The following is a 22867-nucleotide window of genomic DNA, read 5'->3' on the forward strand; positions in this document are numbered from 1 at the left end:
GGCCATCACCCCGTGAACCACTCCCCCACAAGACGCTCCGTCATCACCACCCTGACCGGACTCGCGGCCCTCCCCCTCACCGGCTGCCGGACCACGGCTCCCCGGACCACCGCTCCCGCCTCCGCGCCGCCGCCCGCGGCATCGCACGGCAGCGCCCTGGAGGCCGAGCGCGCGTTCGGCGAGCTGGAGAAGAGGTACGACGCCAGGCTGGGCGTGTACGCCGTCGACACCGGCAGCGGGCGTTCCGTCGCCAACCGGCCCGACGAGCGCTTCGCGTACGCGTCCGTCTGCAAGGCCTTCCTCGCCGCCGCCGTGCTGAAGAGGAACTCCCTCAAGCAGCTCGACCGGCTGGTGCGTTACAGCCACGACGTTCCGGTCGGCCACTCGCCGGTCACCACCCGGCACGTCGACAGCGGCATGACCCTGCGGGAACTGTGCGACGCCGCCGTCCGCTACAGCGACAACGGCGCCGCCAACCTCCTCTTCGACGAACTCGGCGGCCCCAAGGGCCTGCAGGACGCTCTCGCCGCGACCGGCGACCGCGTCACGCGGGCCGACCGCTACGAAACCGACCTCAGCGAAGGCACCCCCGGTGACCCCCGCGACACCAGCACCCCCCGCGCCATGGCCGCCGGCCTGCGCGCGTTCGTCCTCGGTGACGCGCTCGCCCCGGACAAGCGATCGATCCTGACCGACTGGCTCAAGCGGAACACCACGGGCGACACGCTCATCCGCGCAGGCGTCCCCGGCGGCTGGCAGGTGGCCGACAAGACGGGATCGGGAGGCTACGGCGCACGCAACGACGTCGCCGTCCTCTGGCCTCCCAAGGCCGCCGCCCCGATCGTCATCGCCGTCTTCTCCAGCCGCGGCGCCCAGGACGCGAAGCGGGACGACACGCTCATCGCCCGCGCCGCCGAAGCCGCCGTCAAGGCCCTCGCCTGACCCGTCGCCGCGGCTTCCGTCCGCCGGAGCAAACGTCGCGTCCCCCGCAACGACCCGTGCGTCCGCGCGACCGTTCCCGCCCGGCCGGAGACGGGAAGCCTAGGCCCATATGGCCATGGAACCGCGGCACGAAGCCGCCTTCCCCCTGTCATCCCCCATCGCGGCCGTCATCCTGCTCGTGCTGAGCACCGCATGCGCCCTCTGGCTGCCGGCCGCCGGCCCGGCCGCAGCGGCAACCGCCGCCGCCCCGGCCGGCCGCGCAGCCCCCGTCAGGTGCGAGCTGAGCGCCTACGTCAGCGACCTGTACGACATCGATCCCGCCAAGGGCAGGTTCTCCGCCCGGTTGTGGATCTGGACCATCTGCCCGGACCGGCGCGCCGACCCGCTGCCCAAGATCTCCTTCGCCAATGCCGACGACCCAGGCACCTCCGAGCCGAACATCATCGAGCAGGACGGGCACGTACTGGACCAGGTACGGGTGCAGTCCAGCTTCCGGCAGGCGTGGGACGTACGGGACTTCCCTTTCGACCACCACCGCATCGAGGTGATCCTGACCGCGCCGGACGACACGGACCACTTCCGGTTCACCGTGAACAACGCCGATGCGCAGACCAACCCGGAGATCCGCCCTCAGGGCTGGCGGCTGACCGGCTTCCGGCTGGTCAGCGCCACCAAGCACTACACCACCACGTACGGCGACCACAGTCTCAAGAACGGCAGCACCTACGACCAGGTGCACATCCGCATGGACCTCGAACGCTCCGATCCCACCATCTTCTGGAAACTGACCATCCCCCTCTACCTCGCCGTCCTCATCGCCGTCTCCACCTTCCTCGTCTCCACCCGCCACGAGGAGCTGGAGACCACGGCACGGCTGGAGGGCATCCACAACAGGCTCGGCGTCCTGGGCGGCGGGCTGTTCGTGGTCGTCCTCAACATGCAACAGGCCAGCGACGTGGTCACCAGCGCCGACGGACTGACGCTCATCGACCGGCTCCACCTCACCACGCTCGCGTTCCTCCTCGTCGCCGTGGCGGGCACGGTCCTGGCCTGGCGCTGGACCTCCCACGGCGGCAGCACCACCCTCGCGGAACGGATCAGCCACCGAGGAGCCTGGTGCGGCCTCGCCGCCTACGTCGCAGCGTGCGGGGCACTGGTCCTCCTGGCGGCTTGCCGATGACAGCGGGACGCCGCCGTCGTCCCTGCTGCGCTCCGTACCGCCTCACCCCCGGTCCTCGCTCATGAGGTGGTCCGACCCGGCCCCGTCGCGGCAGGGCCCAGAACGACAGGGAGCCGGCGAAGACCATGGAGCGTGACCACGACCCGCCGCCGCAAAGGCTCCTCGGTGGCGAGACGGAGTTGCGGATAGCGGCGGACGAGCGTGCCGACGGCCGTCTCGGCCTCCACGCGGGCGAGCGCCGCCCCCGTGCACCGGTGGCGGCCCCGTCCGAACGCAAGGTGCCCGGCCACGTCTTCCCGGTCCGGGTCGAGGGTGTCGGCGTCGGCGAACCGGGCCGGGTCCCGGTTGGCCGCCGCCAAGGAGACGATCACCAGGCTGCCGGCCGGTATCCGCCGGCCGCCCAGCTCGATGTCCTCCGCCGCGAACCGCCACACCCCCATCCGCGCCGAGCCGTCGAACCTCAGGAACTCCTCGACGGCGCCGGACAGGCGCTCCGGATGCTCGCGCAGTGAGGCCATGAGGCGGGGCCGGTCGATCAGCCCGCGCACCATGTTCCCGATGAACGCCCCGGTAGTGTCGAAGCCCGCGACGAACAGGTGGAACAGGACGGTCACCACGTCTTCCTCGGGAATGCCCTCCCGCTCCGCCTGCGCCGTCACCTCCCCCATCAGGTCGCCGTGGGAATCGCCGGAGCCACCGGAACCGCCCTTCCGTTCCCTCACGTAGGCGGTGAGGAGTTCGAAGGTCCGCATCGCCGACGCGCGCAGCCCGGCACCGTCGTTGTCGTCGTCGATCGACACCGTGCGGCGCACGAAGTCGAGGAAGTCCGGGCGGTCGGGCTCCGGTACACCGGCGATCTCGCACATCATCGTCACCGACAGCGGTACGGCGAACTGCCCGAGCAGGTCCACCGGCTCGTCCGCGGGCAGCCGGTCCAGCAGCGCGTCCACGGTCCGCTGGACCCGCGGCCGCAGCTCCTCGGTGCGCCGGGCCGTGAAGGCCCGGGCGACGGCCGTGTGATACCGCTCGTGTTCCGGTGAGTCCGCGCTGGAAAGGTTCCGGCCGTATGCGGAGATCATGTCGCCGGCCGGCGAGTTCCAGTCGAGGCTCCGCCACGCTTCGGGGAAGCGCCGGGTGTCGTGGACGAGGCGGTGGTCGCCGAGCGCCGCCCGCACGTCGTCGTCGCGCGTGAGCAGCCAGGCCCGCAGGCCGTTGGGCAGGCTCACCTCGGCAACCGGCCGCTGTTCGCGGAACCAGGCGAGGACGGCGTGCGGGGCGGTGTGGAAGGCGTCGTCGAACGGTACGCCGGGGTCCGCGGGGCACTGAGGAAAGTCCTGGGAGGCCTGTAGCGGCGTGCTGCCGGTTCCGGGTGTGCCGGCGTCTTCACTGGTCGTCATGGCGACTGCCTTTCGGTCGTGCCCTGATACGTCTCGTGCCTCTGATGCGTCTCGTGCCTGTGCTGCGTCCGGTGCCGTGTCAGAACAACGGGATCTCGTGGTGGAGCCCGGCCGGGCGGGAGCGTCCGATCAGCAGCTGGATGACCGGTTCGAGGTGTTGGTCGGCGAGGCCCAGGACGTCGAGCAGCCGGTCCGGGTCGTAGCCGCAGTGCGCCTGACAGGCCAGTGAGCCGGCCGCGGCCGACAGGTAGCAGCGCTGTACCGCCAGACCGGCCTCCATGCCCTGGATGCGGTACCAGCGGTCACCGTAGTACGGCAGGGCCGCCTCGTAATCCGTGAGGAGGGTGAGGACGACGGGGGTGCGCACGATGTCGAACACCCCGTTGTCGAGGGTGCGCTGGAGGGCGGCCCGTGCGTCCCCCGAGCTGAGCAGGCCGATCCGGCGTCCTTCGTCCGCGACGAGGTAGACCCCCGGTTCCAGGCCCCCGACCGCGCCGATCGCCGCGACGAACGCCGTCTGGGGGAAGGGCCTGCCGCCGGGCAGGTCCGACTCGTACGGACCGCAGGCCCGTTGCAGCAGGCGGGCCAATTCGGCACGCTCCAAGGGGCCGTGACCCATGAATCCCATGGAAGTGCGCCTGTCCGTCCACGCGTCGGGGCGGCGCTGTTCCACGGCCAGTTCGGCCCAGGACGTCACTCCCGCGGCCAGTCGCGGCAGCAGCGGCGGGACCGGCGCCCGGGGCGGGGCCGCCTCCCCGCGCGCGGCGGTCTCCAGACGGTCAGCGGTGTTCCGGGGAACCTCGTTGATCCCTGCCTCCGGGGCCGCCTCCGAAACGGATTCCGGAGCGGTCTCCGGGGCGGTCGCGAGCACGGCGTAGCTTCGGGTGCGGGAGCCGTCGGCACCGATGCGGCGGTCGAGTTCGGCGTCCGGGAACCAGTAGCGGACCCGCAGTCGCCCGCCGTCCGCCTCGGCGACGGCCAGTGCCTGGCCGATCATGACCCCGGCGTCCAGAGCGTGCAGGCGGTAGGCGAACTCCCCGTACTTGAAGCGGGTCCGCCAGGGGGTCACGGCGACCACGAGCCCGCCGCGTCCGGTCCCCATGGGGGCCGGCGAGCCGTCACGCGGTACGGCCAGCGCGTGGTGCACGGGCTCGTACCTGCCCGCGGGCATCCGTGACAGCGGCTCACCAGGAAGCACGTGGAGCTCGGCCGGGTAGCGCTGGCCGGCCGAGGAGACGGTCCGGTGCACAGGGCCGAGAAAGCGCTCGCCGCCGCAGCGGGCTCCGGCCTCCCAGCGCAGCCGCGAGGCTCCGGCGGTGCGCCGCAGGAACGACGCGAGCCGTACCACGCCCTCGTCGCCGGCTCCCGCCGGATCCGCCGCCGGAGCGCTCGGCAGGGGAACCAGCCGGCGGCCCTCCCCGTCCGGCCGCTCCGCCGGGAGCCGCGACCAGTCGACGTCCTGGGGGATGCGCGCACCGGTGCGGTTCTCCCGCGCGTAGCGCAGCGCGATGCTCCCCGGGGCGCCGGCGGCCAGATCCCGGGCGCCGGGGCCGAGATAGGCCCTGGTCTCCCCGTACCGCGTGACCAGTTCCGCGACGACGTGGCAGAGGGCGAGGCGCTGGGCCGGTACGACGCCGAGCCGCGTCATGTGCAGATACCCCCAGTTGATCAGCACGCGGTGCAGCCGCAGGACGGGATCCTGGGCGGCGGCCACGGCCCAGCGGGGGTCTCGCTGAAGGTTCCTGTGGAACGGGCTGCGGCGCAGCACGGCGTCGTCCCAGGCCGTCTCGCCGTTCCGGCCGGCGAGCGGCAGGCGCAGTCCGTCCGCGGCGAGCAGTGCCCGGGCGTCGGGTACGAGCTCCTCCACGCCGTCGAGGAAGTCCGCCATGCCGGGGAGTTCCTCGCCGTGCTCCGCCGCTCCCGCTCCGGTGCTCAGCAGTTGCTCGGCGAGCGGCTGCAGGGCCGGTGTCCACCGGTCGCCGAACCGGGCGAGCCGGCGGCGCAGTTCGTCCGGGCGCGGAGATTCCATGACCGCTCCCTCGACGTGGGAACGGTAGGACATTCCGCCCAGCCACAGGGGGCCGGGGAACCGCAGGGCGAAGTGGAGCATGAGGGTGACGGCGGCGCGTGCACGATGACCACCGGGCCGCTCGCCCGCCCCGGACCGGACTCCGGTGAGGGTGGCCAGGGCGGTCCGGGTGGACAGCTGGTGGAAGCGGTCGAAGAGAGCGACGGCGCCCGGGCCGCCCAGGACGGCGGAGCGGTCGGGGTGCTCCACGGCCAGCAGGGAATTGTCCGGCTGCGGCGGCAGGTCGTCGGCGGCGCCTTCACGCAGGGCCAGGTCCGCGGGGAGAGCCCGCCGGGTTTCGGGGGAAGTCCCCCGTCCGTCGTCCTGCGAGTCCGCCGGCGCCCCGGCGAGATACTCCGCGCACCGGTCGCGCAGCCGGGCCGCGACGTGGCCGGCGTGCCCTTTGCCGACCAGCAGGGATACCCGGATGTTGGGGCCGCCCTGCCACTCGCGGAAGAAGTGCTGGTACCGGCAGTGCCGTGCGCTGTCCCGGAGCAGCGGCCCCACCAGCGCGGTGAGCAGCCCGTCGGGGTCGGCCCGGTGGAACAGGCGGTGGTCCAGCCATACGGCGGGGCCGGACGTCTCGGTCATCCACGGACCTCCGCGGTGAGGGCCAGGGCTGTCCAGGCCGCTGCTGCCTCTTCGAGCAGGTTCAGCCCCAGGCGATTGCAGTGGGTGTGCCAGGCGTGCAGGAGGGGCCGCGCCGACGAGCCGGGCGACAGCACGGCGAGGCACCGCGTCGCCATGGCGACGCCGGCCCGGGAGGGCGGTGGCCAGGCGGCCGCGAGGGCGAGGCTGCTGCGGCGCCGCACCTCCGGGGTCTCCGTGCCGGCCAGCCGTTCCGCCCACTGTGCGAAGGCGTCGGTGAGCGGTGGCGTTCCAGGGCCTGCCGGCGGCGGCACGGGCTGCGCCGGCGCGGCCAGGAGCGCGCGCAGGACGTCGACGGCGTGCCGCGCCCTGGCCTGCCAGTCGTGGTCCCGGTGCAGCCGCAGGGCAACGGTGCTTGAGGCGGTGAGGAAGGCCAGGGTCTCCGGCTGCTCCGTGCACGCGGGCGCGTCCGGCATCCAGGCGCCGGAGAACGGCTCGACCCGTACGGTGCGGGAGGGCAGCAGGGGCGCGGCGGGGGCGCCCGTCGTCTCGCGGCGCAGGATCCATGCCGACGTCTCGGCGTACTCGGCGTCGGTGAGCGGGCGGTGTTCGGGGTTCTCCCGGGCCCACCGCTCGGCGGCCGCGCTCAGCTCCGACCGGGCCCGTTCCCACTGCCCGGCCGACGGGCACAGCGCGCGCAGGCGGACGTGCGGGCCGCTCTCCCAGTAGCGGAGGAAGAACCACGCGCGGGCGCCGGTTCCGGCGGCCGTGCGGTGCAGCAGCCCGGCCAGGTGCCCCAGGTGCCGGTCGAGGTCGCTGTGGGCGTGGACATGGACGGACAGCCATGTCGGTGCCGCTTCGGCTCCGGCGGACGTGTCAGTGGGCATGTCAGACATCCACCTCCCAGACGACCTCGGCCGGCCACCGGCCGCCGTTCCCGTCGACCGGCGCCTGGGACGCGTCCGGGAGCACTTCCTGGAAGAGCAGTCGCGTGGCGTCGCGCCGGGTCATCCGCTCGATCTGCAGGACTCCGAGCGGTGAGGCGAGATCGATCGGCATGGGCTTGCGGTGTTTGTTCGCCCCGGGGCCGTTGACGGCGCGGACGAACGACCAGGCGGGTATGGCGCACCGGCGTCGCCATGTGTCGATGCGTTCCGCGTAGCCCAGCAGGCTCTCGCCCGTGGCGCGCCGGGGGACCTCTTCCGACTCGGTGATGACGGTGCGCCGCATCAGTACGACGTCGCCGAGCTCGACGCGTGGCACGATCCGGCACCCCTCCTCCGTCAGCCGTCCTTCGGGCGCGATGACGGGCTGGACTCGGTGCTCGGGCGGTGGCCCGAACATGCGCAGCAGCAGTCGCAGCACCGGCGGGTAGTGGAAGTCGGCCATGCGGCCCCGGGGCACGAGGCGCAGGCGCCGGTCCCCGTGCCGCAGCATGAGCCTGCCGTCCCCCGCGACGACGTGGCAGTCCCGCGCGTCGAGCCGCTCCCCGGCGGTGAACGGTCCCGGGGACGCCCCTCCCTGAGAGAGCACCAGCTCCGGAACCGCTCCCCGGGCCCGGAGGTTGACGTTGCTGTCCGCGACCGAAGCGAGCTCCACGTCGTGGAAGCCGGGCAGCGGGGCCGGGCGGCCGTCCGGCCAGGAGCGGAGTTCCTCGCCGTCCGCGCCCAGCCGGCCGAGCATGCGACGTACGTGTGCGTCGGCCCGTCCGCAGCCGTCCTCGACCGAGTTGACGACGAATACCGGCCGTCCGGCCAGGCGCACCGGATGGCCGTAGAAGGCCAGGCGGGTGGTGAGGCTGTCCGGGCGGGCAGGGGCCGGCGGCACGGGATCGACCCGGATGACGCCGTCGTCGGAGGGCGTCGACGACAGGATCCGGCGCAGCGCACGCAGCCCCGGATCTTCCGCCGGCGGCAGCCGGAACTCTCCGCTCCACAGTTCGTCGATGCCGGGGACGCCGGCGCCGGCGGCGCGGACGAGTTCGTGCAGGGCGACGGTCAGGGGGACGGGACGGTGCGCGCCGAACGCGCCGGCGAGGTGGGCCTCCGCGCGGGCGCGTGCGGCGGCCCACGGATCGGCGTGACCGATCCACCCGGCCACGGCCCGCAGCGAGGAGCGCGGTCCCTGCCACTGCTCCTCGTTCAGTGTGAGCCGCCCGGACCGCAGCACGGTGTCCGCGTAGACCGGCGCGCCGTGGGCCAGGACACCGGGGGGCCAGGAGAGCGGCTCGCTCAAGGAGCGCAGGGTGCCGGTCAGCTCCGGCAGGGTGCTCGCCACGCTCTCCGGCCGGGTCGTGGCGTCGGCGGCGTCCGCCACTCCGGTCAGGATGGTGGCCGCGGGCCCGGGCACATCGGTGCGCCGCGCGGCGGCGCGCAGCGGGTCGGGATGCTGGAGGGATGTCTCGTCGGCGCCGACCAGCAGCCCGGCGTCGACGAGCCGGGTCAGCACGTTCGGCGCCTTCTCCCTGCCGAGTCCCGTGATGCCGGCCAGAGCCCGCGCGGCATCGTGCCTGCTGCGGCCCTCGTCCGGCCAGGCGGTCAGCAGGTGCCGGAGTGCGGGATCGAGCCGGACACGGCGGACCGCGTCGCAGTCGGGGGTGACCGCGTACAGCGCCCCGTCCGCGTCGACGGTGCTGGGGTTGACGACCAGGCGCTCGCCGGGTGCGAGCTGACGCAGCAGCGTCAGGCAGATGAAGGCGTTGAGCTCCGCGTGGTGGGCGCGCGGCCGGGGGTCCCCGGCCCACCCGTCGGAGCCGCTGTGGAAGTTGCCGTGGGCCCAGGCGCTCAGTGTCCCGCGCGGTGTGCTCTTCAGCGAGGCGCGCGCAACGAATGCGTAGGCGCTGAGCGCGGTGTCAGTCCCGGGCGGGGTACCCCGGTCGAGGCCGGTCACGGCCTGCTTCAGGGCCCCGGCGAGCGGGGAGCCCGACCGGATCAGCTCTGCGGTGACCGGAACGAGACCGGCGGTGCGGACGGCGGCGGCGCCGGTGCGCCCGAGTTCGTCCTCCCACACGTCCTCGGCCCGCTCCCGGGCTCGTTCGGCACTCTCTACGAGTCGCCCCCAGTGGCGCACGGCCTCCTCGGCCTCGGGCGACAGCAGGGACACCAGCTTCTCCGCGAGCCGGCGGGCCCGGAGGGCACGCCCGGTGTGGATGGAGCGGCGCAGTTCCAAGAGGGCGCCCCGGTCGCGGCCGGGCGGCAGGGTGCCGACCACGGCGTGCAGCACTTCGGAGCAGCGTTCGGCCTGGACGCGGGCCGCTTCCCGCGCGGCGCGGCACTGTTCCAGCGCGTCGGCCGCCGGAGGCGACCGCAGCGCGTCCACGGTGTCGGCGGGGAACGCGGGCACTCTGACCACGAAGGCCGTGGACCTCGGCTCGTTCACCGTCCCCGGCTCGTTCACCGTCATCGACTCGTTCACAGTCCTCCGTCCAGGACGAAGCGGTACCGCGCCGAGGGCCGCCGACGGCTCACGAGCACGGCGAAGGGGGCGATCCATCGGCCGGGGCCGCACGCTTCGCGCAGCGGGCCGGTGAGGAAGCCGTTGTGGATCCGGGCGATCAGTCCCTCCGCGCTCGCCGCCATCAGCAGGCGCTGGGCGGCTTCCCCGCTCCGCAGGTGCAGGTCGGCGTAGGCGCGCGCGGCGTCGTGGCGCAGCCACCGGTCGAGGTCGACGGTGATGAACACCGTGGCGGGGGCCTGGTGCCCGTTGGTGGAGGCGACCATCTGGCAGCCGCGGAGGAACGGGGTGACGGCCGTGCCCGGGAGCAGACGCCGGGCGGGCGCCGGCGCGGTCCCGTCGTAGCGGAACAGGCCGTGGTCCGCCCCCGGTACGTTCCTCCGCGCGACGAGCAACGCCACAGGTGGCAGGCCGTGCCACAAGACGGGGAACGCGGTGGTGAGGGCCGCCGAGCACAGCCGTTCCAGGGCGTCGGCGGCGATCGGCAGCGGCGAGGGGATGAACCCCGGATCGCCGGAGTCGCGGGCCGTGCCCACCCGCCGCCAGGGCAGCCGCACCGGTACGGGGCCCGCTGCCGCAGGGGGATGTCCTGCCGGTGGTCCGTCCGCCGTGTCCGGGCTACGAGCACCCGCCGTGTCCGGCGGCCCCGCCGGTGGTCCGCCCACCGATGCGTCCGGCGTTCCGGAGGCAGCACCGGACGACACTGCACGGGGTCGCGTACGGGCGAACTCGCGGTGGGCCGCCGCCGACAGGGCACCCAGGTCCTCGACCGGCTCGCAGGGCCGCCGCACCCGTGGCCCCTGGACGTCCGGGCCGGGGAAAGTCACGCCGGTCACCGAGCCGGACAGCCGGACCATGGCCATGGAGCACTCGCACCGGCCGTCCAGGGACAGCAGCCGGTCCATCTCGTCCGGACACCAGGGGACGGCATCCGCCCGTAGCCCCAGGGTGCGTGCGGCCAGGAGCAGACTGCCCAGCAGCAGCCCCGCCTCCTGGCAGACCAGCCGGTAGGCGTAGTCGCCGTAGTGTGCACCCGTCGTCCCCGGAGCGGCGGTCACCACGCAGTCGACCGACGTCCACCGGCGGTGGCGGAACGGGACCCGGCCGCGCAGCTGATGGTGCTCGGGGTGGTAGTGGGCAACGTCCGGCTCCGCTCCGCCCGGCCCCCGGCCGACGACTCGGACGGAGCAGGGGAAGACACAGCGCGCGGAGGGTGCGATGCGGTGCCGCGGCCACGACGACTGCGGCCCGAATTCGACGCACGTGACGCCGGCGCCGAGCGCCAGGAGTCCGGACAGGGCCCGCAGGTCCAGCGGCGCACCGGACTCCCGCCGGCTCCCGCCCGGCCCGGAGGGCGCGGGCGGCGCTGCGGGGGAAGCCGCCGACCAGTCCACCAAGGGGTCGGCTGCCGAACCCGGCAGCGGCCGGATCCACTCGTACGCGTACCCGCCGGTGGCCCGGACCCACGGCGGTGGTTCGGCCGGCAATCCGCGGGGGACCACCGAGGGCATGCGGTCGAAGGTCAGCTCCGCGTACTGTTCGGCGGCGCCGCCCGGAGGCGCGCCGGTGAGGGGGCGGGTGCTCACGGGAACGGATGCGGGTGCGGGTTGAGGTCGGCCCGGGTCAGTGGCGCGGCGGCCTGACCGAGGGCCACGGGGGTGTGCAGCAACCGTTCGAGTCCGTTCAGGCGGCGCGCCCAGTGCCCGAAGGTCATCGGGACGGCGCCGGGCACCAGCACCTTGGCGCAGCGGAAGCCCCCGAGCCGGTGGTCGGGCGTGGTCTGGTCGACCACCAGGACGTCGAGCCCGGCATGTGCGATGCGCTGCACGGCGTCGCTGAGGTCCTGCCGCAGGTCGAGGTGGCGGTCGGGGGGCAGGTGCCGTTGCCCGGCCTCGGCCAGGGACATCCGCTCCCGGGGCCGCAGCAGGAACTCCAGGCGCTCGAAGGCCTCCGGCGCGCAGTACAGGAGCCGGTGGTCCTCCATGTGCCGGACCTGGCCGGGGTCCTCCAGCATGGCGGTGACGCGGTGCCGCTGGGACCGGTAGGCCGGGGGGAACTCCGCGGTGAACGGTGCCAGTTCGAGCAGGGCCGAGCGGAATGCCCGGCGCAGGTCGAGATGGGCTCCGCCCGCGCACAGCGCCCGCGGCTGCCCGGCCCGCCCGGCCTCGTCCACGGCGAGAACCCAGACGGCGGGGATGCCGAGGTCGTTGGTGATGTCGTACAGCCGGACGCGATAGCCGCTGAGCCACTCGATGCGCTCGGCCATCAGCGCGAGCTCCGTGTCCCGGCGCGGGTCGAGCGTCACCTCGACGGGGCTGAGGCGGCTGTACCAGGTCAGCAGGAAGGCGTCCCGCTCGGCGATCTCGAAGATCCCGTGCAGGGCGGCCTCCGCCGGACTCGCGCCGAGGGCGCACCCGTTGGAGATCTCGTAGGCGAGGACCGGCCGGCCCGTCGGCCGGTACAGCGGTTCGTAGTAGGCGAGGCATTCGGGTATCAGGACGGAACGTTCCCGGACGAGGGACCGGCCCCAGACCCAGGACAGTTCGAGGTCCTCGGTGAACTCCTGGAACGGGAAGCCCTCGATCAGGTATTGCTCCGGGTCGTGCAGACCGAATCGCCGGGGGTCCACGGCGTCCGCCCGCAGGCTCGCCCAGCTGCTGTGCGTCACCGTCCGCCGCCCGCCGGGCTGGACGCCGCCCGCGCGTTCGAGCCCCTCGGCGAGCGCGGTCACCTCGGCCGCCAGATAACTGGTCTGGCGCCCGAAGCCGATCTCCTGGGACGCGGCCGCCTGGATCCCCGTCGGGGCGGTCGCCGTCGGGAACAGCCCGTGCGCGCTGCGGCGCAGCCGGCGGACGAGTCCGGCGTCCTCGTCGACGTACAGCTTGCGCAACCGCTCCGCGTCCTGCACCAGGTCGGCGGAACGGTAGTGGCCGGGAGCGCGCTTGGGAATCGGTACGTCGAACTCTGCTTCCGCCGGGGGCGCGTCGTCCGGTGCGTCCGAGCACACCGGGCACAACGGGACCGGCAGGAAGCGGCCCGGTGTCACACTGAAGTCCTTGAGCCTGAGCGTCAGGAAGGCACGGTGCGGGCGCTGCTCCTTCGCGTCACGGGTCATGCACTGCCGCACGAGATCATCGGTCATCGACGTCAGCAGGGCGTGGCGGTCGGCGAAGGTGACGGAGCCTTCGCCCGCCCGCTCCCGGATCCTGGGGAACGCTTCCGGACGGCACGCCGCGCACCGGGTGACGAAACAGCGCAGGCACCCCGGCACGCCGGTGCCCATGGCGGGGCCCACGACGATCCGGCCCGGCTCCCACCAGGAGCACACCACCGTGCGGCCCGCGGCCACCTCCGCTTCGGCCTGCCGGATCTCCTCCTCTCCCGGCGGCCCCGGGAGGAGGTGCACCACCGGCATGAGCAGCGGTTCGGTCATCACGACGTCACCGCCCGGTCGGCGGCCGGGACGACGGCGACCGCGGCACAGTGGACGCGGCCGACCCGTCGCAGCACCGGGTGCACTTCCAGAGGTACGGCCACGAGCCGGGTCGCCGTCGGCAGTGAGGCCTCCAGCCAGCGGGCGGCGCGGGCGGCAGCCGTCGCCCCCTCCGTACGGGCGTGCAGCGGCGCACCGCCGGCCTCCTGCCGGAGGGCGCGGGAACGCAGTGGTTCGTCGAAGACCCTCTCGTGCAGGGCCCGGACCGCGTCGTACAGTGCGTCGGTGCCCGCGGCGGGTGCGGACGTCGCGCTTCCGACCCCGGTGAGGCCGGCACCGCAGTCGGCCCGCACGATCGCGAAGCCCTCGGCGTCGTAGAGCGTACGGAGCACGGGCCGGTGTCCGGCAGCGGCCAGGATGCTCAACAGCCGCGGCACGTCCGGGCCGACCGGTACGCACTCCGTACCCTCGTCCCGCGGTCCGGTGCGCAGGAGACGCGCGGCGACCCGGCCGAGCGCGCACGCCACTGCGTCGTCCCAGTCCGCCGCCGAGGCGGTGTCCACCGGCGCGCCGTCGTCCCGCCAGGCCCTGACATCGTGCGACGAGAGCCGCACCGGCGCTGCGGTGACCAGGTCGAAGGCTTCGGCGGCCGGGGGAACGGCGGGCTCCCCACCCGCGGGATCGAGGACGGCCCGGAGGCCGGCGGACTCCGCGGCCGCGAGGACCGCTGTGACCCGGGCGGACAGCAGGTCGAGGCCGTCCCCCTCGGCGGCGACGGCCCGGCCGGGCCCGGCGAGCGGGGCCACTTCCGCCCGGCACCGGTGCAGCGGAATCTGCGTCAGGTCCCCCTCGTCCACATCCCGGATCAGCCCGTCCCTGCTGTCCACCAGCCGGCTGAAAGCCTGCGACAGCACGGTGCTCTCGGATTCCGGTGGCGGTGCGGCCGAGGCCCAGCCCGCGGCCGGCGGCGCCGCGGCCTCGGCGCCGGCGGGGAGCAGGTCCAGCGCGTGCAGGCTCACCTCTTCGGTGATGAGGGTCGCCAGGTCCACCCGGACCACGCGCTCACGGAAGTCCTCGGCCGGCACCCCGGTGATCACCTTGAACGCGGCGAAGGCCGGCTGGGCGGCGACGATCCGGGCCGTCGACTCGGTGAGGAACACGCTGCGCGGCCCGGTGCCGTCCACTCCCGTCCTCGCCCACAGGCCGGGGCCGCGCACCGCGTCGTCCGGTCCGCACAGAGGGCCCAGCCATACCTGGTCACCCTGGACCGCGCCGTGCAGCACCGTGACGCCGGCCCGGGCGCAGGACTCGTCGATCGCCCGCGCCAGGCCCGGGCCGAAGTCGTCGGCGAAGTGCAGGACGAAGTCGTTCGCCCCGATCAGGTGCATCAGCCCATCGGCCGGGAAGTCCTCTTCGCCGGGGCCGGGCAGCGGCACTGACAGCGGAACCGTTCGTACGCCCATGCCGGCGTCCCGCTCCCGCGCCGCCGCCAGCACCGGCTTCAGGGCCGACTCGACGCCGGCGACCGCCGGAGCACCGCCCGTCACGGCGGCAGTCGTACGACGGTTGCCCAGCTGCACCAATGCGCGCAGCAATCCGTCGAAGACCATGCCCGATCCCACGCACAGCACCCGGGTGTCCCGGAAGGCCTCGTAGCGGGCCGCGGGCGAGCCACGGAAGTACTCGATGAAGGAAAGCTCTCCGGCGTAGTCCGTCAGTTCCCGGCCGGTCAGGCCGTGCGGCCGGTCGACGGCGGCGTCGCGTACGAAACCGGCCTCGGCCAGCCGCCTCAGCAGTGCGCGGACCTGCGCGGCCACGGCGGGGGGCAGGCCGGACAGCAAGCGGCCCACCTCCGTCGTCCCGTCCAGATGGGGCGCGATCCTGCTGACCAGCTCGTAGGAGGACTTGCCCCGGATCGTCAGCGACGAGGCGTTGCACAGCAGGAACGCGCCGTCGTCGTGGGGCACCCACAGGGCGTCACTGCGCAGCTTGGGCCGCGAGCCGTCCTCCGGGAGCGGGTGGGCGTGCTCCGAAATCACCGGACTCTGCATGCTTCCCTTCCAGGCTTCGGGTGTCGAAAACGGCCGGCCCGCCGAAGCGGACCGGCCGCGCGATGCGATCAGGTCGAGCAGCTGCACGAGGACGTCGAGCAACAGCAGGACGCCCCCACCTCGGTCAGACCGTGACCCATGCGCAGCGACTCCAGGCCTCCCTCGGAGTCCGCCGAGAACTCCAGGCTCTCGACGTCGAGGTCGCTCAGGTCCAGACCCTCGATCCCGTTCTTCTCCATTCCGTGCCTCCCTTCCGCATTGTCGGATTCAGGACGGCTCGACTCTCGCCGACCCGCCCGGCCACGGGCATCCCACGGGAGGGATCAACTGCCCCTCGGTCAGGCTGGTCGGAGATAGCCCGAAGTGGACCAGAGGAGCAGTGAATTCGAGCCGTGCCGGGCCTGTGGAAGGACCACCCTTGTGTGGGTAGCGTGGTCGGACGAGAGCTCCGGGATGCAGCACGGCACGGTGGAGGAGCACAGCTCGCAAGCGGGCCAACAGGGGGAAAAATGAACATAGTTGTCCATGGTCTGTCTCCGGTCATCAGGCTCGGCGTCATCACGGCGCTGCTGGAAGCCTCGGATCTCTTCCTTTCCGAGCACTTCACCGACATCGGCGATCCGGAGGAAGTGCACGCCCTGATCCGGGAGGACGAGATCGACCTTGTGATCATCGACCCCACCCAGCCGACACTGAACGCGGGACTCGCCCTCTGCCGGGACATCAAGTGCCATACTCCCGCCCCGCCCGTACTGGCCTTCTGCAAAGGCGTCTCACCCCGCAATGTCCTCCTCTCACATCTCTCGGGCATCGACAGCTTCGTCCACGCCAATGAGTCGCCGGCCCGCCTGGCCGCCGCCGTGCAATCGACCTTGTGCGGCTCGCGGGAATGGCTCATCGGCCCGCTTGAAAAGACGTCGACGCGATGGTCCGGAGCCACATCCCTGACGCCCCGCGAACAGCAAGTGCTCTGGCTGCTCTCCGAGCGATGTACGAACAGCCAAATAGCCCGCACGCTCTCCATCAGCGCCAACACCGTCAAGAACCATGTCGCCGCCGTACTCAGAAAGCTGGCCGTCAAACAGCGTTCCGAGCTCTTCGCCGACATCAGCCTCCCCGAACAGCAGCGATATGTCCGCGGCTGACGCCGTCGCGGCCGCCTCCTTGCCCTGGCAGTCCGCCGGCCCGCAGCGGCTGCACGTCGGCGCGGAACAGGCGCGCGCGGAACTCGCCCGGCTGGCCGACGAGCGGGCCCTGTTCCTCTACGACCCCGCCGCCGGCCCGGCCGCGGAACTGGTGGAGCAGTACGCGGGCGGCGCACGGTCCCTGCCGATCCCGGCGGGGGCGGATGCCGGCGGCCTGGCCCGCGCGGTGCGGGAGATCGGCGAACGGCGGCCCCGTACCGTCGCGGTGATCGGCGGAGGATCCGCCATGGACACGGCCAAGCTGGCCGTCGTCCTCGCGTCCGGCAGCGAGCCCCGGTACGCCCGGGAACCGCGCTCCGGCCTCGCGCTGCTCTCCCGGGCGACCGGCCCGGCGCCCGCGCTGATCGCCTTCCCCACGACACTGGGCACGGGCTCCGAAACCAGCACGGTGGCCCGTCTCCCCCTCGGCGCCCGGCGCTCACGACTGGTCTGTTCACCAGCCCTGAGGCCGACTGCCGCAGTGCTCGATCCATGCCTCACGGCCACGCTGCCCCCGTCCCTGCTGGCGGCCGGTGCGCTGGAGCTCCTGTTGCGGCTGACCGGACCGCTGATGGGGCCTCATCGGATCGGTACGGCGGCGGCCGCCTGGATGCTGGAGTGCGCCGCCACGGTGCGGCACACCGCGGACACCCTGCTGGCCGCGGGCCCTTCCGGGCCGCCGGGCGCGGGCGGGACGGCGGAGCCCCGCGCGTACCTCGCTATGTTGAGCGCCGCGTCGCACCACGTGTGGCCACGGGTCGGCATGTCGCCGTTCGCCTTCCTCCTGTGGTACTTCGCGGACACCGCCGCCACAGTCACTGCCACGGCCAAGAACGCGGCGCTCGCCTGGTTGTTCCCCGCCTACCTGGAACGCGCTGTCCGTGTGCACGAGCGGTCTCCTTGGGCGGACGGCCCACGGGCCCGGCGGGTGGTGAACGCTCTGCTTCCGGATGCCGGCCAGGACCCGGCGGCCGTCCGCGAGGCGGCCGCCGGCCTGCTGCGGCGTTGGGGCATCACCCCGGCCCCGCCGCCCGGCGCGGACCCGGCCGGGCTCGGCGCCGACGTCGTCTCCTCCTGGCCGCGTGCGCTGACCGGCATCAGTGCCCGCGACGCGGCCGAGCTGTACGCGGCCGCCTCAGATCCGGCGCAGTGATCCCACCGCCCAGCGCAGCATCAGCGCGGTCAGCGCCAGGGAGAATCCCAGGGCGACCCAGAGGGACGTGTCGGAGAAGTCGCCCGCCATCACCGACCGGGAGGCCTCGACGACGTGGTAGAAGGGGTTGACCCGCGCCACGCCCCGCAACCAGCCCGGGGCCAGGCTCAGCGGCAGCACCACTCCCGACAACAGCAGCAGCGGCAGGCTGAGGAAGCCCATCGACTGCGACATCATGTTCTCGTCGCGCAGCATGAGGGCGACCGCGTAGGAGAAGCTCGCCGTCATCACCACGACGACGGCGAACAGGCCGAACGCGATCAGCAGGCCGCCGAGGTCGGCGTCGAGTCCCATGGCGACGGCGATCAGCATCAGGATGACGGCCTGGACGCCAAGGGCGAGCACGTCGCGCAGGGCCTTGCCGAGAATGAGCGCGGCGGGCCGCATCGGTGACACCACCATGCGCTCGACCACGCCGGCCCGCAGCTCGGAGATCAGCTCGAACCCCGTGTACAGGGAGCCGTACAGGGCCAGCATGACCAGCAGTCCGGGGGCGAAGAGGTCGAAGGCCTTGGCGGAGCCGAGGCCGGGAGCGGCCAGGCCGTCGACCAGCGGCCCGAAGAGCAGGAGCCACAGCAGCGGTTGCATGATGCCCACCGCGATGACGACGGGCGAGCGGATCAGCCGCCGGGTCTGATAGGCGAAGACGAGTCCGGTGTCGCGTAACACGAGGGTCCTTCCGGGGAGTTGATCGCGTGGCGTGTGATGCGGATCCGGTCAGGCGACGTACGAGGAGGAGGTCTCCGCCCCGGATTCCGCGCCGGCAGCGCCCGGCATGCGCAGCGACGAGCCCGTGTGCTTGAGGAAGACGTCGTCGAGGCTGGCCGATTCCAGGCCGATGGACTGCACGGTCACCCCGAGCTCGTCCAGTCCGCGCACCAGAGAGGGGATCGCGTCGGCACCGTTCTCGACGTAGACGCGCACGCCGGCCGGCGCCTCCCGCACCTCGCGGACGAACGGAAGGTGTTCCAGGGCGGCCATGACGCGCTCGCCGTCCCGCTCGCCGACCGACAGGGTCACCGCGTCCCCGCTGATGCCCCGCTTGAGCTCGGCCGGGCCACCGGACGCGACGATGCGGCCCTGATGGATGATCGCCACCCGGTCGCAGAGGGCATCGGCCTCCTCCAGGTAATGCGTCGTGAGGAAGACGGTCGTGCCCGCCTCGCGCAGCGCGCGGATCTGCTCCCAGAGCACGGCGCGGGCGGCCGGATCCAGGCCGAGCGTCGGCTCGTCCAGGAACAGCACCTGCGGCTGGTGGACCAGGCCGAGCGCCAGCGCCACGCGGCGCCGTTGCCCTCCCGAGAGGCTGCGGGGAAGGCGGTCGGCCAGGTCCACCAGTCCCAGTGCGGCCAGGGTGCGCCGCGACTGCTCGTGCGCCGCTGTGCGTCCGAGCCCGTTCAGCCTCGCCTGGAGCACGAGATTGTCGAGGACCGGCATGCCGTCGTCCGTTCCGCCGGCCTGGCCTACGTACCCGATCAGGTGGCGAGCACGCCGCGTCTCCTTGGGCAGTGCGCATCCGGCGACGCTGACCTGGCCGGAATCGGGGGCGAGGAGGGTGGCGAGCATGCGCACCGTGGTGGTCTTGCCGGCCCCGTTCGGCCCCAGGAAGCCGAAGATCTCCCCCTTCCGCACGTGCAGGTCGATGCCGCGCACCGCCTCCACCGTCGTGCCCCGCTGACGGAACTTCCGGCTCATTTTTTCCGCTTCGATGACCATCGCTGTCCCTCCCGCACGGCTCGGGCGTGAGCCCGAGGCCGCGTCGGATGCCGAGTCGGGTGTGTGCCAGGCGCTCCGGAGCTCCGGTACGCGTCAGATGTCGAGCTCTTCGACGGGCTGCTGTCGCGCGTTGGCCTCGGCCACGCGGGAGAGCTCCTCCGGAAGCGCGCCCTTGAGTTCGTCGAGGGTCTCGTAGACGTCGAGGGTCATCTCGGCCTTCTCCGCCAGGTCCCAGCTGTTCCAGGAGTCGAGCTCCGGCGGGTTCTCCCAGTACTCGACGGTGTAGCGAGGGTCCTGCCCGTCCGGCGCCGGGCTCTCGAAGGCCGTCGGGTTCCCGGACTCGTGACGCTTGCTGTGCACGGCGTACCTGCCCTTCTTGGTGTGGTAGACGGTGAGCCACTCGCCGCGGCGGTCGTCCGACGCCCGCCGCCGGCCCTGCGCGACGCGCCGGGCCACGAACCGCTTGCGGTGGTAGATCCCGTCGCCGCCGACGCGGACCTCGACCTCCTCGAAGCCCTCCAGGTGCGCCTCCTCGATCTCGACGAGGCGCCGCAGGGCCTTGGTGATCGCAGCCGAGAGGTTCCCGCCGGTCAGGCTCTGGGCGCGCTGGAACAGCGCGACGTCGTCATCGCCTACGTAGATCGTCTTGTTGGGCACGACCGCTCCTTATGTGCATGCGTATACGTATACGCTAGCCCGTGCTCGCCCTCCTGCCAACCGGGCCGGCCTCGGCACTCTCGTCACCACTCTTGTCACCTCTGTTCCGTGGCCCGTAACGTGCGCCGAAATGCCCGGCTTCCCATGGACGCGGGCCGCGACCGAATCGGGGACCTCATGACGCAGAGCACGTCCAGCACGTCTCCCGCCGCGGGGATGGACATCCTCAACACCCTTTACAGCGCCGCCTTCACAGCGCAGGTGATGCGCGCCTTCGTGAAGCTGCGCATAGCCGACCACCTGGCTTCCGGGCCCCGCACCCCCGCCGGACTGGCCGAGCCTCTGGACGCACACCAGGACGCCTTGGCCGCCTTCCTCGACACGTGCGCCGCGAACGGCCTGGTGACGCGCGGCAAGGGCGGCGAGTACGCCGTGACCGACCGCGGCCTCCTGCTGCGCTCCGGCTCCGCGATGGCCTCGCACGTGCTGTACGCGGCGGGCCCCGGCGTGAACCGCGCGTACGAGCAGATGTCCGAGGTTGTGCTCACCGGCCGGTCGGGCGGCGAGGTCGCGGGGCAGCACGTCTACGACTACTACGGCGAACACCCCGAAGAGGCCGAGGCGTTCGAGAAGGTGATGTCGGAGACGACCGCGGAATGCGTGAACGCGCTGGTGGACGTTCACGACTTCACCGCCTACGGGCGCATCGTGGACGTCGGCGGCGGCAGGGGCACCCTCCTGAGCCGCGTCCTGGCCGCGGCGCCGAAGGCCGAAGGCGTCCTCTTCGACATGCCGCACGTGGTCGACATGGCCAGGTCCTCGCTGCCCGCGGAGGTTTCCGCGGACGTCCTGGAGAGGATCGAGTTCACCGGGGGCAGCTTCCTGGAGTCCGTACCCTCCGGAGCCGACCTCTACATGGTCAAGAGCATCCTCGTCGACTGGTCCGACGAAGAGGTCACCCGTCTCCTGGGCAACCTGCACCGCGTCATGTCCCCCGGCAGCCGACTCCTGATCGTGGACTGGTTCGCCCAGGACGGTGCGACCGCGAGCCGAACGGCCGGCTACGAAGCCATCGCCAGCTTCGGCTCCCGGACCCTCTGGGGAGGCCGCCTGCGCCCTCTGGCCGAATTCGAAGCCCTCCTCACCGCCACCGGCTTCACCATCGACCAGATCACCACCGGCTTCGCCCCGTGTTTGTTCCCCTGGAACCTGATCGTCGCGCACCGCTAGCCGTATCCCGGTGGCGAGCACTGGACCGTCCTGCTCGACCCCTCGGGCCGGCCTTCTGCATCAGCGCGGGCGCGTGAGCGGGGGCCCCTCGCCCACGGTGTCCCGGGGCCACCCCCATAGGTGCACATGAGCATGTGTGAGGGGAATGTGGGAAATGATGGCGGGACACGATCGGAGGCAGTCATGGCAGGTTTTCTCGACCGGGCCAAGGAGCAGGCTCAGAGCGCCCTGAACCAGGGCAAGCAGAAGGTGGACGAGGTCCAGCAGCAGCGCGCCGGCAATGATCTGCTGAAGAAACTCGGTGCGGCGTATTACGCCGAGCGGCGCGGCAGCGGGTCGGCAGAGGCGACTCAGAAGGCCCTCTCCGCGCTGGAAGCCCACATCGCCGCTCATGGGGACGGCTTCCTGCGCGGCTGAGCCGGCCGGTCGGCCTCGGCCGGTACGCGGCGAGGCACCGCGTACCGGCCGAGGCCGCTCCGTGGCCCCGTCCCGTCACCCGTTCGCCGTGAGGATCGAGGCGATGACCGACGGGGCGGGAGGGCCGTCGAGGAGGTGGCGCAGTTCCGCCGCTCCCCCGGCCCGCTGGTGCGGTGTGAGGGAGACGTACTGCTCGATGCGTTCGTTGTACGTGCGGCGGAACCGCGCGTAGAGGTCGTCGTTCCGGAGGATCCGGCCGGCGACGGCGACGAGGGCCTCGGTGCCGGCGTAGTCGTCCTCGGGCAGCGGGTGACCTGGCAGGACGTCCGCGAACCGGCCGGCCAGGCGGCCGAAGAGGGTGCCCGCGAGGCTCCGGATGGTGAACGTGTGCGCGTAGTGCTGTTCCGGGAGCGCCAGGGGCAGCCGGCCCAGGATGGTGGCCTCGTGGAGTGCCGACAGGCCGGGGGCGAGGAAGGAATGCGGTGTTCTCGCCACGTGCCGCAGGAGCTCGCGCTGGGGCAGGAGCCGGCGGTCGACCCGTCGGCCGGATGCCTCGTGGGTGCCGCCTCGGTGTCCGGCGTACGGGCCGCCGCAGACCAGGACGCGGGAGAAGCGCGGCCAGTCGGCGAGGAGGTCCGGGAGCCAGCGGTCGATGAGCCGGAGGTAGTGGTTGTTGGCGTCGAAGTCCAGGAGGAAGTTCCTGAAGCCGCCGGTGTTGATCAGCAGGTCGTAGTCCGGCCCGCCGGTCGCCGTCGTGTCCTCCCGCGCCTCCCTCAGGCCTTCTCCGTCGACGAGCGGACCGGTCGGGTGGATCGCGCGGCCCGCTCCGGCCTCGGCGAGTTCGGCCGTGCGCCGCGCGATGCCTGGGAAGTTCTGGACCACACTGTGGTCGGCCAGGAAGTGGGCGGCGAGGACGTGCTCGTGCGGCGAGAGGCAGGCCAGGTGGCGACGCACTGCCGGGAGGGAGGTGCGGGGAAGGGTCGCGCACAGCTCGCGGATCCGCGCCAGGGAGTGCCGGTGCTGCCAGAAGCCGAACAGGCAGTCCACCAGGACCACCGGACGGCGCGCCACGACGGAGCGCAGGACGAGGTCGGCGTCCATGGCGGAGATGACCTGGTCGCTGTCCTTCAGCAGCCGGTCGAGGAGCGCTGATCCGTTCTGGTGCGGTTCGGTGAACTCGTGGATGCCGTCGAATGCGGTGGCGTTGCGGCGGGCGAACTCCGCCGCGACACCGTCCCCTACGAACACCCGCTCGTGCCCGGGGAGCAGCCGGGAGACGGCGACGAGTACGGAAGCCGGGCCGAAGCCGCAGTTCTGGGCGCCCATCAGGATGCGCAT

General features: G+C 72.8%; 18 protein-coding genes. 6 read left to right on the top strand and 12 right to left on the bottom strand.

Annotated features, from left to right (window positions below; all coding sequences use genetic code 11):
* Nucleotides 1-12 precede the first annotated feature (12 nt).
* On the top strand, nt 13-942 hold the full coding sequence (bla, locus tag D7231_RS23855) for a class A beta-lactamase (protein WP_120757585.1): 930 nt from the start codon (nt 13-15) through the stop codon (nt 940-942).
* Between the two features lie 109 nt (nt 943-1051).
* Nucleotides 1052-2122 carry a ligand-gated ion channel gene (locus D7231_RS23860; RefSeq protein ID WP_120757586.1) on the top strand — a complete coding sequence of 357 codons (1071 nt, stop codon included), beginning with the start codon at nt 1052-1054 and terminating at the stop codon, nt 2120-2122.
* A 59-nt stretch (nt 2123-2181) separates the two neighbouring features.
* Here the strand turns inward: D7231_RS23860 and D7231_RS23865 are convergent, their stop codons facing one another.
* The 8 genes from D7231_RS23865 to D7231_RS23900 form a co-directional block, all read right to left on the bottom strand.
* Nucleotides 2182-3519, bottom strand: coding sequence for a cytochrome P450 (locus tag D7231_RS23865; protein ID WP_120757587.1), 1338 nt, complete (start codon nt 3517-3519; stop codon nt 2182-2184).
* Between the two features lie 79 nt (nt 3520-3598).
* A complete protein-coding gene (locus D7231_RS23870; protein ID WP_120757588.1) occupies nt 3599-6178 on the bottom strand; it encodes a lantibiotic dehydratase C-terminal domain-containing protein in 2580 nt (859 codons plus the stop codon).
* Nucleotides 6175-7062, bottom strand: a complete 888-nt coding sequence (locus D7231_RS23875; protein ID WP_158673808.1) for a lantibiotic dehydratase C-terminal domain-containing protein — start codon at nt 7060-7062, stop codon at nt 6175-6177. The genes D7231_RS23870 and D7231_RS23875 overlap by 4 nt, the downstream gene beginning before the upstream one ends.
* Nucleotide 7063: 1 nt before the next feature.
* Nucleotides 7064-9589: a lantibiotic dehydratase family protein gene (locus D7231_RS23880; RefSeq protein ID WP_120757590.1), complete on the bottom strand. Its 2526-nt coding sequence runs from the start codon at nt 9587-9589 to the stop codon at nt 7064-7066.
* The gene (locus tag D7231_RS23885) at nt 9586-11214 is read right to left on the bottom strand and encodes a nitroreductase family protein (protein WP_120757591.1); all 1629 of its coding nucleotides are present in this window, start codon (nt 11212-11214) and stop codon (nt 9586-9588) included. The genes D7231_RS23880 and D7231_RS23885 overlap by 4 nt, the downstream gene beginning before the upstream one ends.
* Entirely contained in the window at nt 11211-13061 is a 1851-nt protein-coding gene (locus D7231_RS23890) for a TOMM precursor leader peptide-binding protein (protein ID WP_120757592.1), read from the bottom strand. The genes D7231_RS23885 and D7231_RS23890 overlap by 4 nt, the downstream gene beginning before the upstream one ends.
* Nucleotides 13061-15112, bottom strand: a complete 2052-nt coding sequence (locus tag D7231_RS23895; RefSeq protein ID WP_120757593.1) for a hypothetical protein — start codon at nt 15110-15112, stop codon at nt 13061-13063. Before D7231_RS23895 ends, D7231_RS23890 begins: the two co-directional genes overlap by 1 nt.
* A gap of 68 nt (nt 15113-15180) precedes the next feature.
* Entirely contained in the window at nt 15181-15351 is a 171-nt protein-coding gene (locus tag D7231_RS23900; RefSeq protein WP_120757594.1) for a thiomuracin/GE37468 family thiazolyl RiPP peptide, read from the bottom strand.
* Between the two features lie 270 nt (nt 15352-15621).
* Between D7231_RS23900 and D7231_RS23905 the strand changes: the two genes are divergently transcribed.
* Together D7231_RS23905 and D7231_RS23910 are read left to right on the top strand one after the other, a co-directional pair.
* Complete coding sequence (locus D7231_RS23905; protein ID WP_120757595.1) at nt 15622-16257, top strand: response regulator transcription factor; 636 nt, start codon at nt 15622-15624, stop codon at nt 16255-16257.
* Nucleotides 16244-17449, top strand: a complete 1206-nt coding sequence (locus tag D7231_RS23910; RefSeq protein WP_158673809.1) for an iron-containing alcohol dehydrogenase — start codon at nt 16244-16246, stop codon at nt 17447-17449. The genes D7231_RS23905 and D7231_RS23910 overlap by 14 nt, the downstream gene beginning before the upstream one ends.
* On the opposite strand, the gene D7231_RS23915 is transcribed toward D7231_RS23910, so the two are convergent.
* The 3 genes from D7231_RS23915 to D7231_RS23925 all read right to left on the bottom strand — a co-directional run bounded on the left by D7231_RS23915 (nt 17432) and on the right by D7231_RS23925 (nt 19882).
* Nucleotides 17432-18178, bottom strand: coding sequence for an ABC transporter permease (locus tag D7231_RS23915; protein ID WP_120757597.1), 747 nt, complete (start codon nt 18176-18178; stop codon nt 17432-17434). The genes D7231_RS23910 and D7231_RS23915 overlap by 18 nt on opposite strands.
* 48 nt (nt 18179-18226) lie before the next feature.
* Complete coding sequence (locus D7231_RS23920) at nt 18227-19225, bottom strand: ATP-binding cassette domain-containing protein (protein ID WP_120757598.1); 999 nt, start codon at nt 19223-19225, stop codon at nt 18227-18229.
* Between the two features lie 93 nt (nt 19226-19318).
* Nucleotides 19319-19882 carry an EXLDI protein gene (locus D7231_RS23925; protein WP_120757599.1) on the bottom strand — a complete coding sequence of 188 codons (564 nt, stop codon included), beginning with the start codon at nt 19880-19882 and terminating at the stop codon, nt 19319-19321.
* 177 nt (nt 19883-20059) lie between these two features.
* On the opposite strand from D7231_RS23925, the gene D7231_RS23930 reads away from it, so the two are divergent.
* Both D7231_RS23930 and D7231_RS23935 read left to right on the top strand, forming a co-directional pair.
* Entirely contained in the window at nt 20060-21112 is a 1053-nt protein-coding gene (locus tag D7231_RS23930) for a methyltransferase (RefSeq protein ID WP_158673810.1), read from the top strand.
* Between the two features lie 183 nt (nt 21113-21295).
* Complete coding sequence (locus tag D7231_RS23935; RefSeq protein WP_120757601.1) at nt 21296-21529, top strand: hypothetical protein; 234 nt, start codon at nt 21296-21298, stop codon at nt 21527-21529.
* A 75-nt stretch (nt 21530-21604) separates the two neighbouring features.
* Here the strand turns inward: D7231_RS23935 and D7231_RS23940 are convergent, their stop codons facing one another.
* Nucleotides 21605-22867: a hypothetical protein gene (locus tag D7231_RS23940; RefSeq protein ID WP_120757602.1), complete on the bottom strand. Its 1263-nt coding sequence runs from the start codon at nt 22865-22867 to the stop codon at nt 21605-21607.

It is taken from the genome of Streptomyces klenkii, from assembly GCF_003626645.1.
In the GTDB taxonomy this organism is placed as follows: Bacteria; Actinomycetota; Actinomycetes; order Streptomycetales; family Streptomycetaceae; genus Streptomyces; species Streptomyces klenkii.

What these genes read in the sequence shown, in the direction of transcription:
- D7231_RS23860 (WP_120757586.1), top strand. Translation starts at nt 1,052, where the DNA reads ATGGCCATGGAACCGCGGCACGAAGCCGCCTTCCCCCTGTCATCCCCC.
- D7231_RS23865 (WP_120757587.1), bottom strand. Translation starts at nt 3,519, where the DNA reads ATGACGACCAGTGAAGACGCCGGCACACCCGGAACCGGCAGCACGCCG.
- D7231_RS23870 (WP_120757588.1), bottom strand. Translation starts at nt 6,178, where the DNA reads ATGACCGAGACGTCCGGCCCCGCCGTATGGCTGGACCACCGCCTGTTC.
- D7231_RS23875 (WP_158673808.1), bottom strand. Translation starts at nt 7,062, where the DNA reads ATGCCCACTGACACGTCCGCCGGAGCCGAAGCGGCACCGACATGGCTG.
- D7231_RS23890 (WP_120757592.1), bottom strand. Translation starts at nt 13,061, where the DNA reads ATGACCGAACCGCTGCTCATGCCGGTGGTGCACCTCCTCCCGGGGCCG.
- D7231_RS23895 (WP_120757593.1), bottom strand. Translation starts at nt 15,112, where the DNA reads ATGCAGAGTCCGGTGATTTCGGAGCACGCCCACCCGCTCCCGGAGGAC.
- D7231_RS23900 (WP_120757594.1), bottom strand. Translation starts at nt 15,351, where the DNA reads ATGGAGAAGAACGGGATCGAGGGTCTGGACCTGAGCGACCTCGACGTC.
- D7231_RS23905 (WP_120757595.1), top strand. Translation starts at nt 15,622, where the DNA reads ATGAACATAGTTGTCCATGGTCTGTCTCCGGTCATCAGGCTCGGCGTC.
- D7231_RS23910 (WP_158673809.1), top strand. Translation starts at nt 16,244, where the DNA reads ATGTCCGCGGCTGACGCCGTCGCGGCCGCCTCCTTGCCCTGGCAGTCC.
- D7231_RS23920 (WP_120757598.1), bottom strand. Translation starts at nt 19,225, where the DNA reads ATGGTCATCGAAGCGGAAAAAATGAGCCGGAAGTTCCGTCAGCGGGGC.
- D7231_RS23930 (WP_158673810.1), top strand. Translation starts at nt 20,060, where the DNA reads ATGACGCAGAGCACGTCCAGCACGTCTCCCGCCGCGGGGATGGACATC.
- D7231_RS23935 (WP_120757601.1), top strand. Translation starts at nt 21,296, where the DNA reads ATGGCAGGTTTTCTCGACCGGGCCAAGGAGCAGGCTCAGAGCGCCCTG.
- D7231_RS23940 (WP_120757602.1), bottom strand. Translation starts at nt 22,867, where the DNA reads ATGCGCATCCTGATGGGCGCCCAGAACTGCGGCTTCGGCCCGGCTTCC.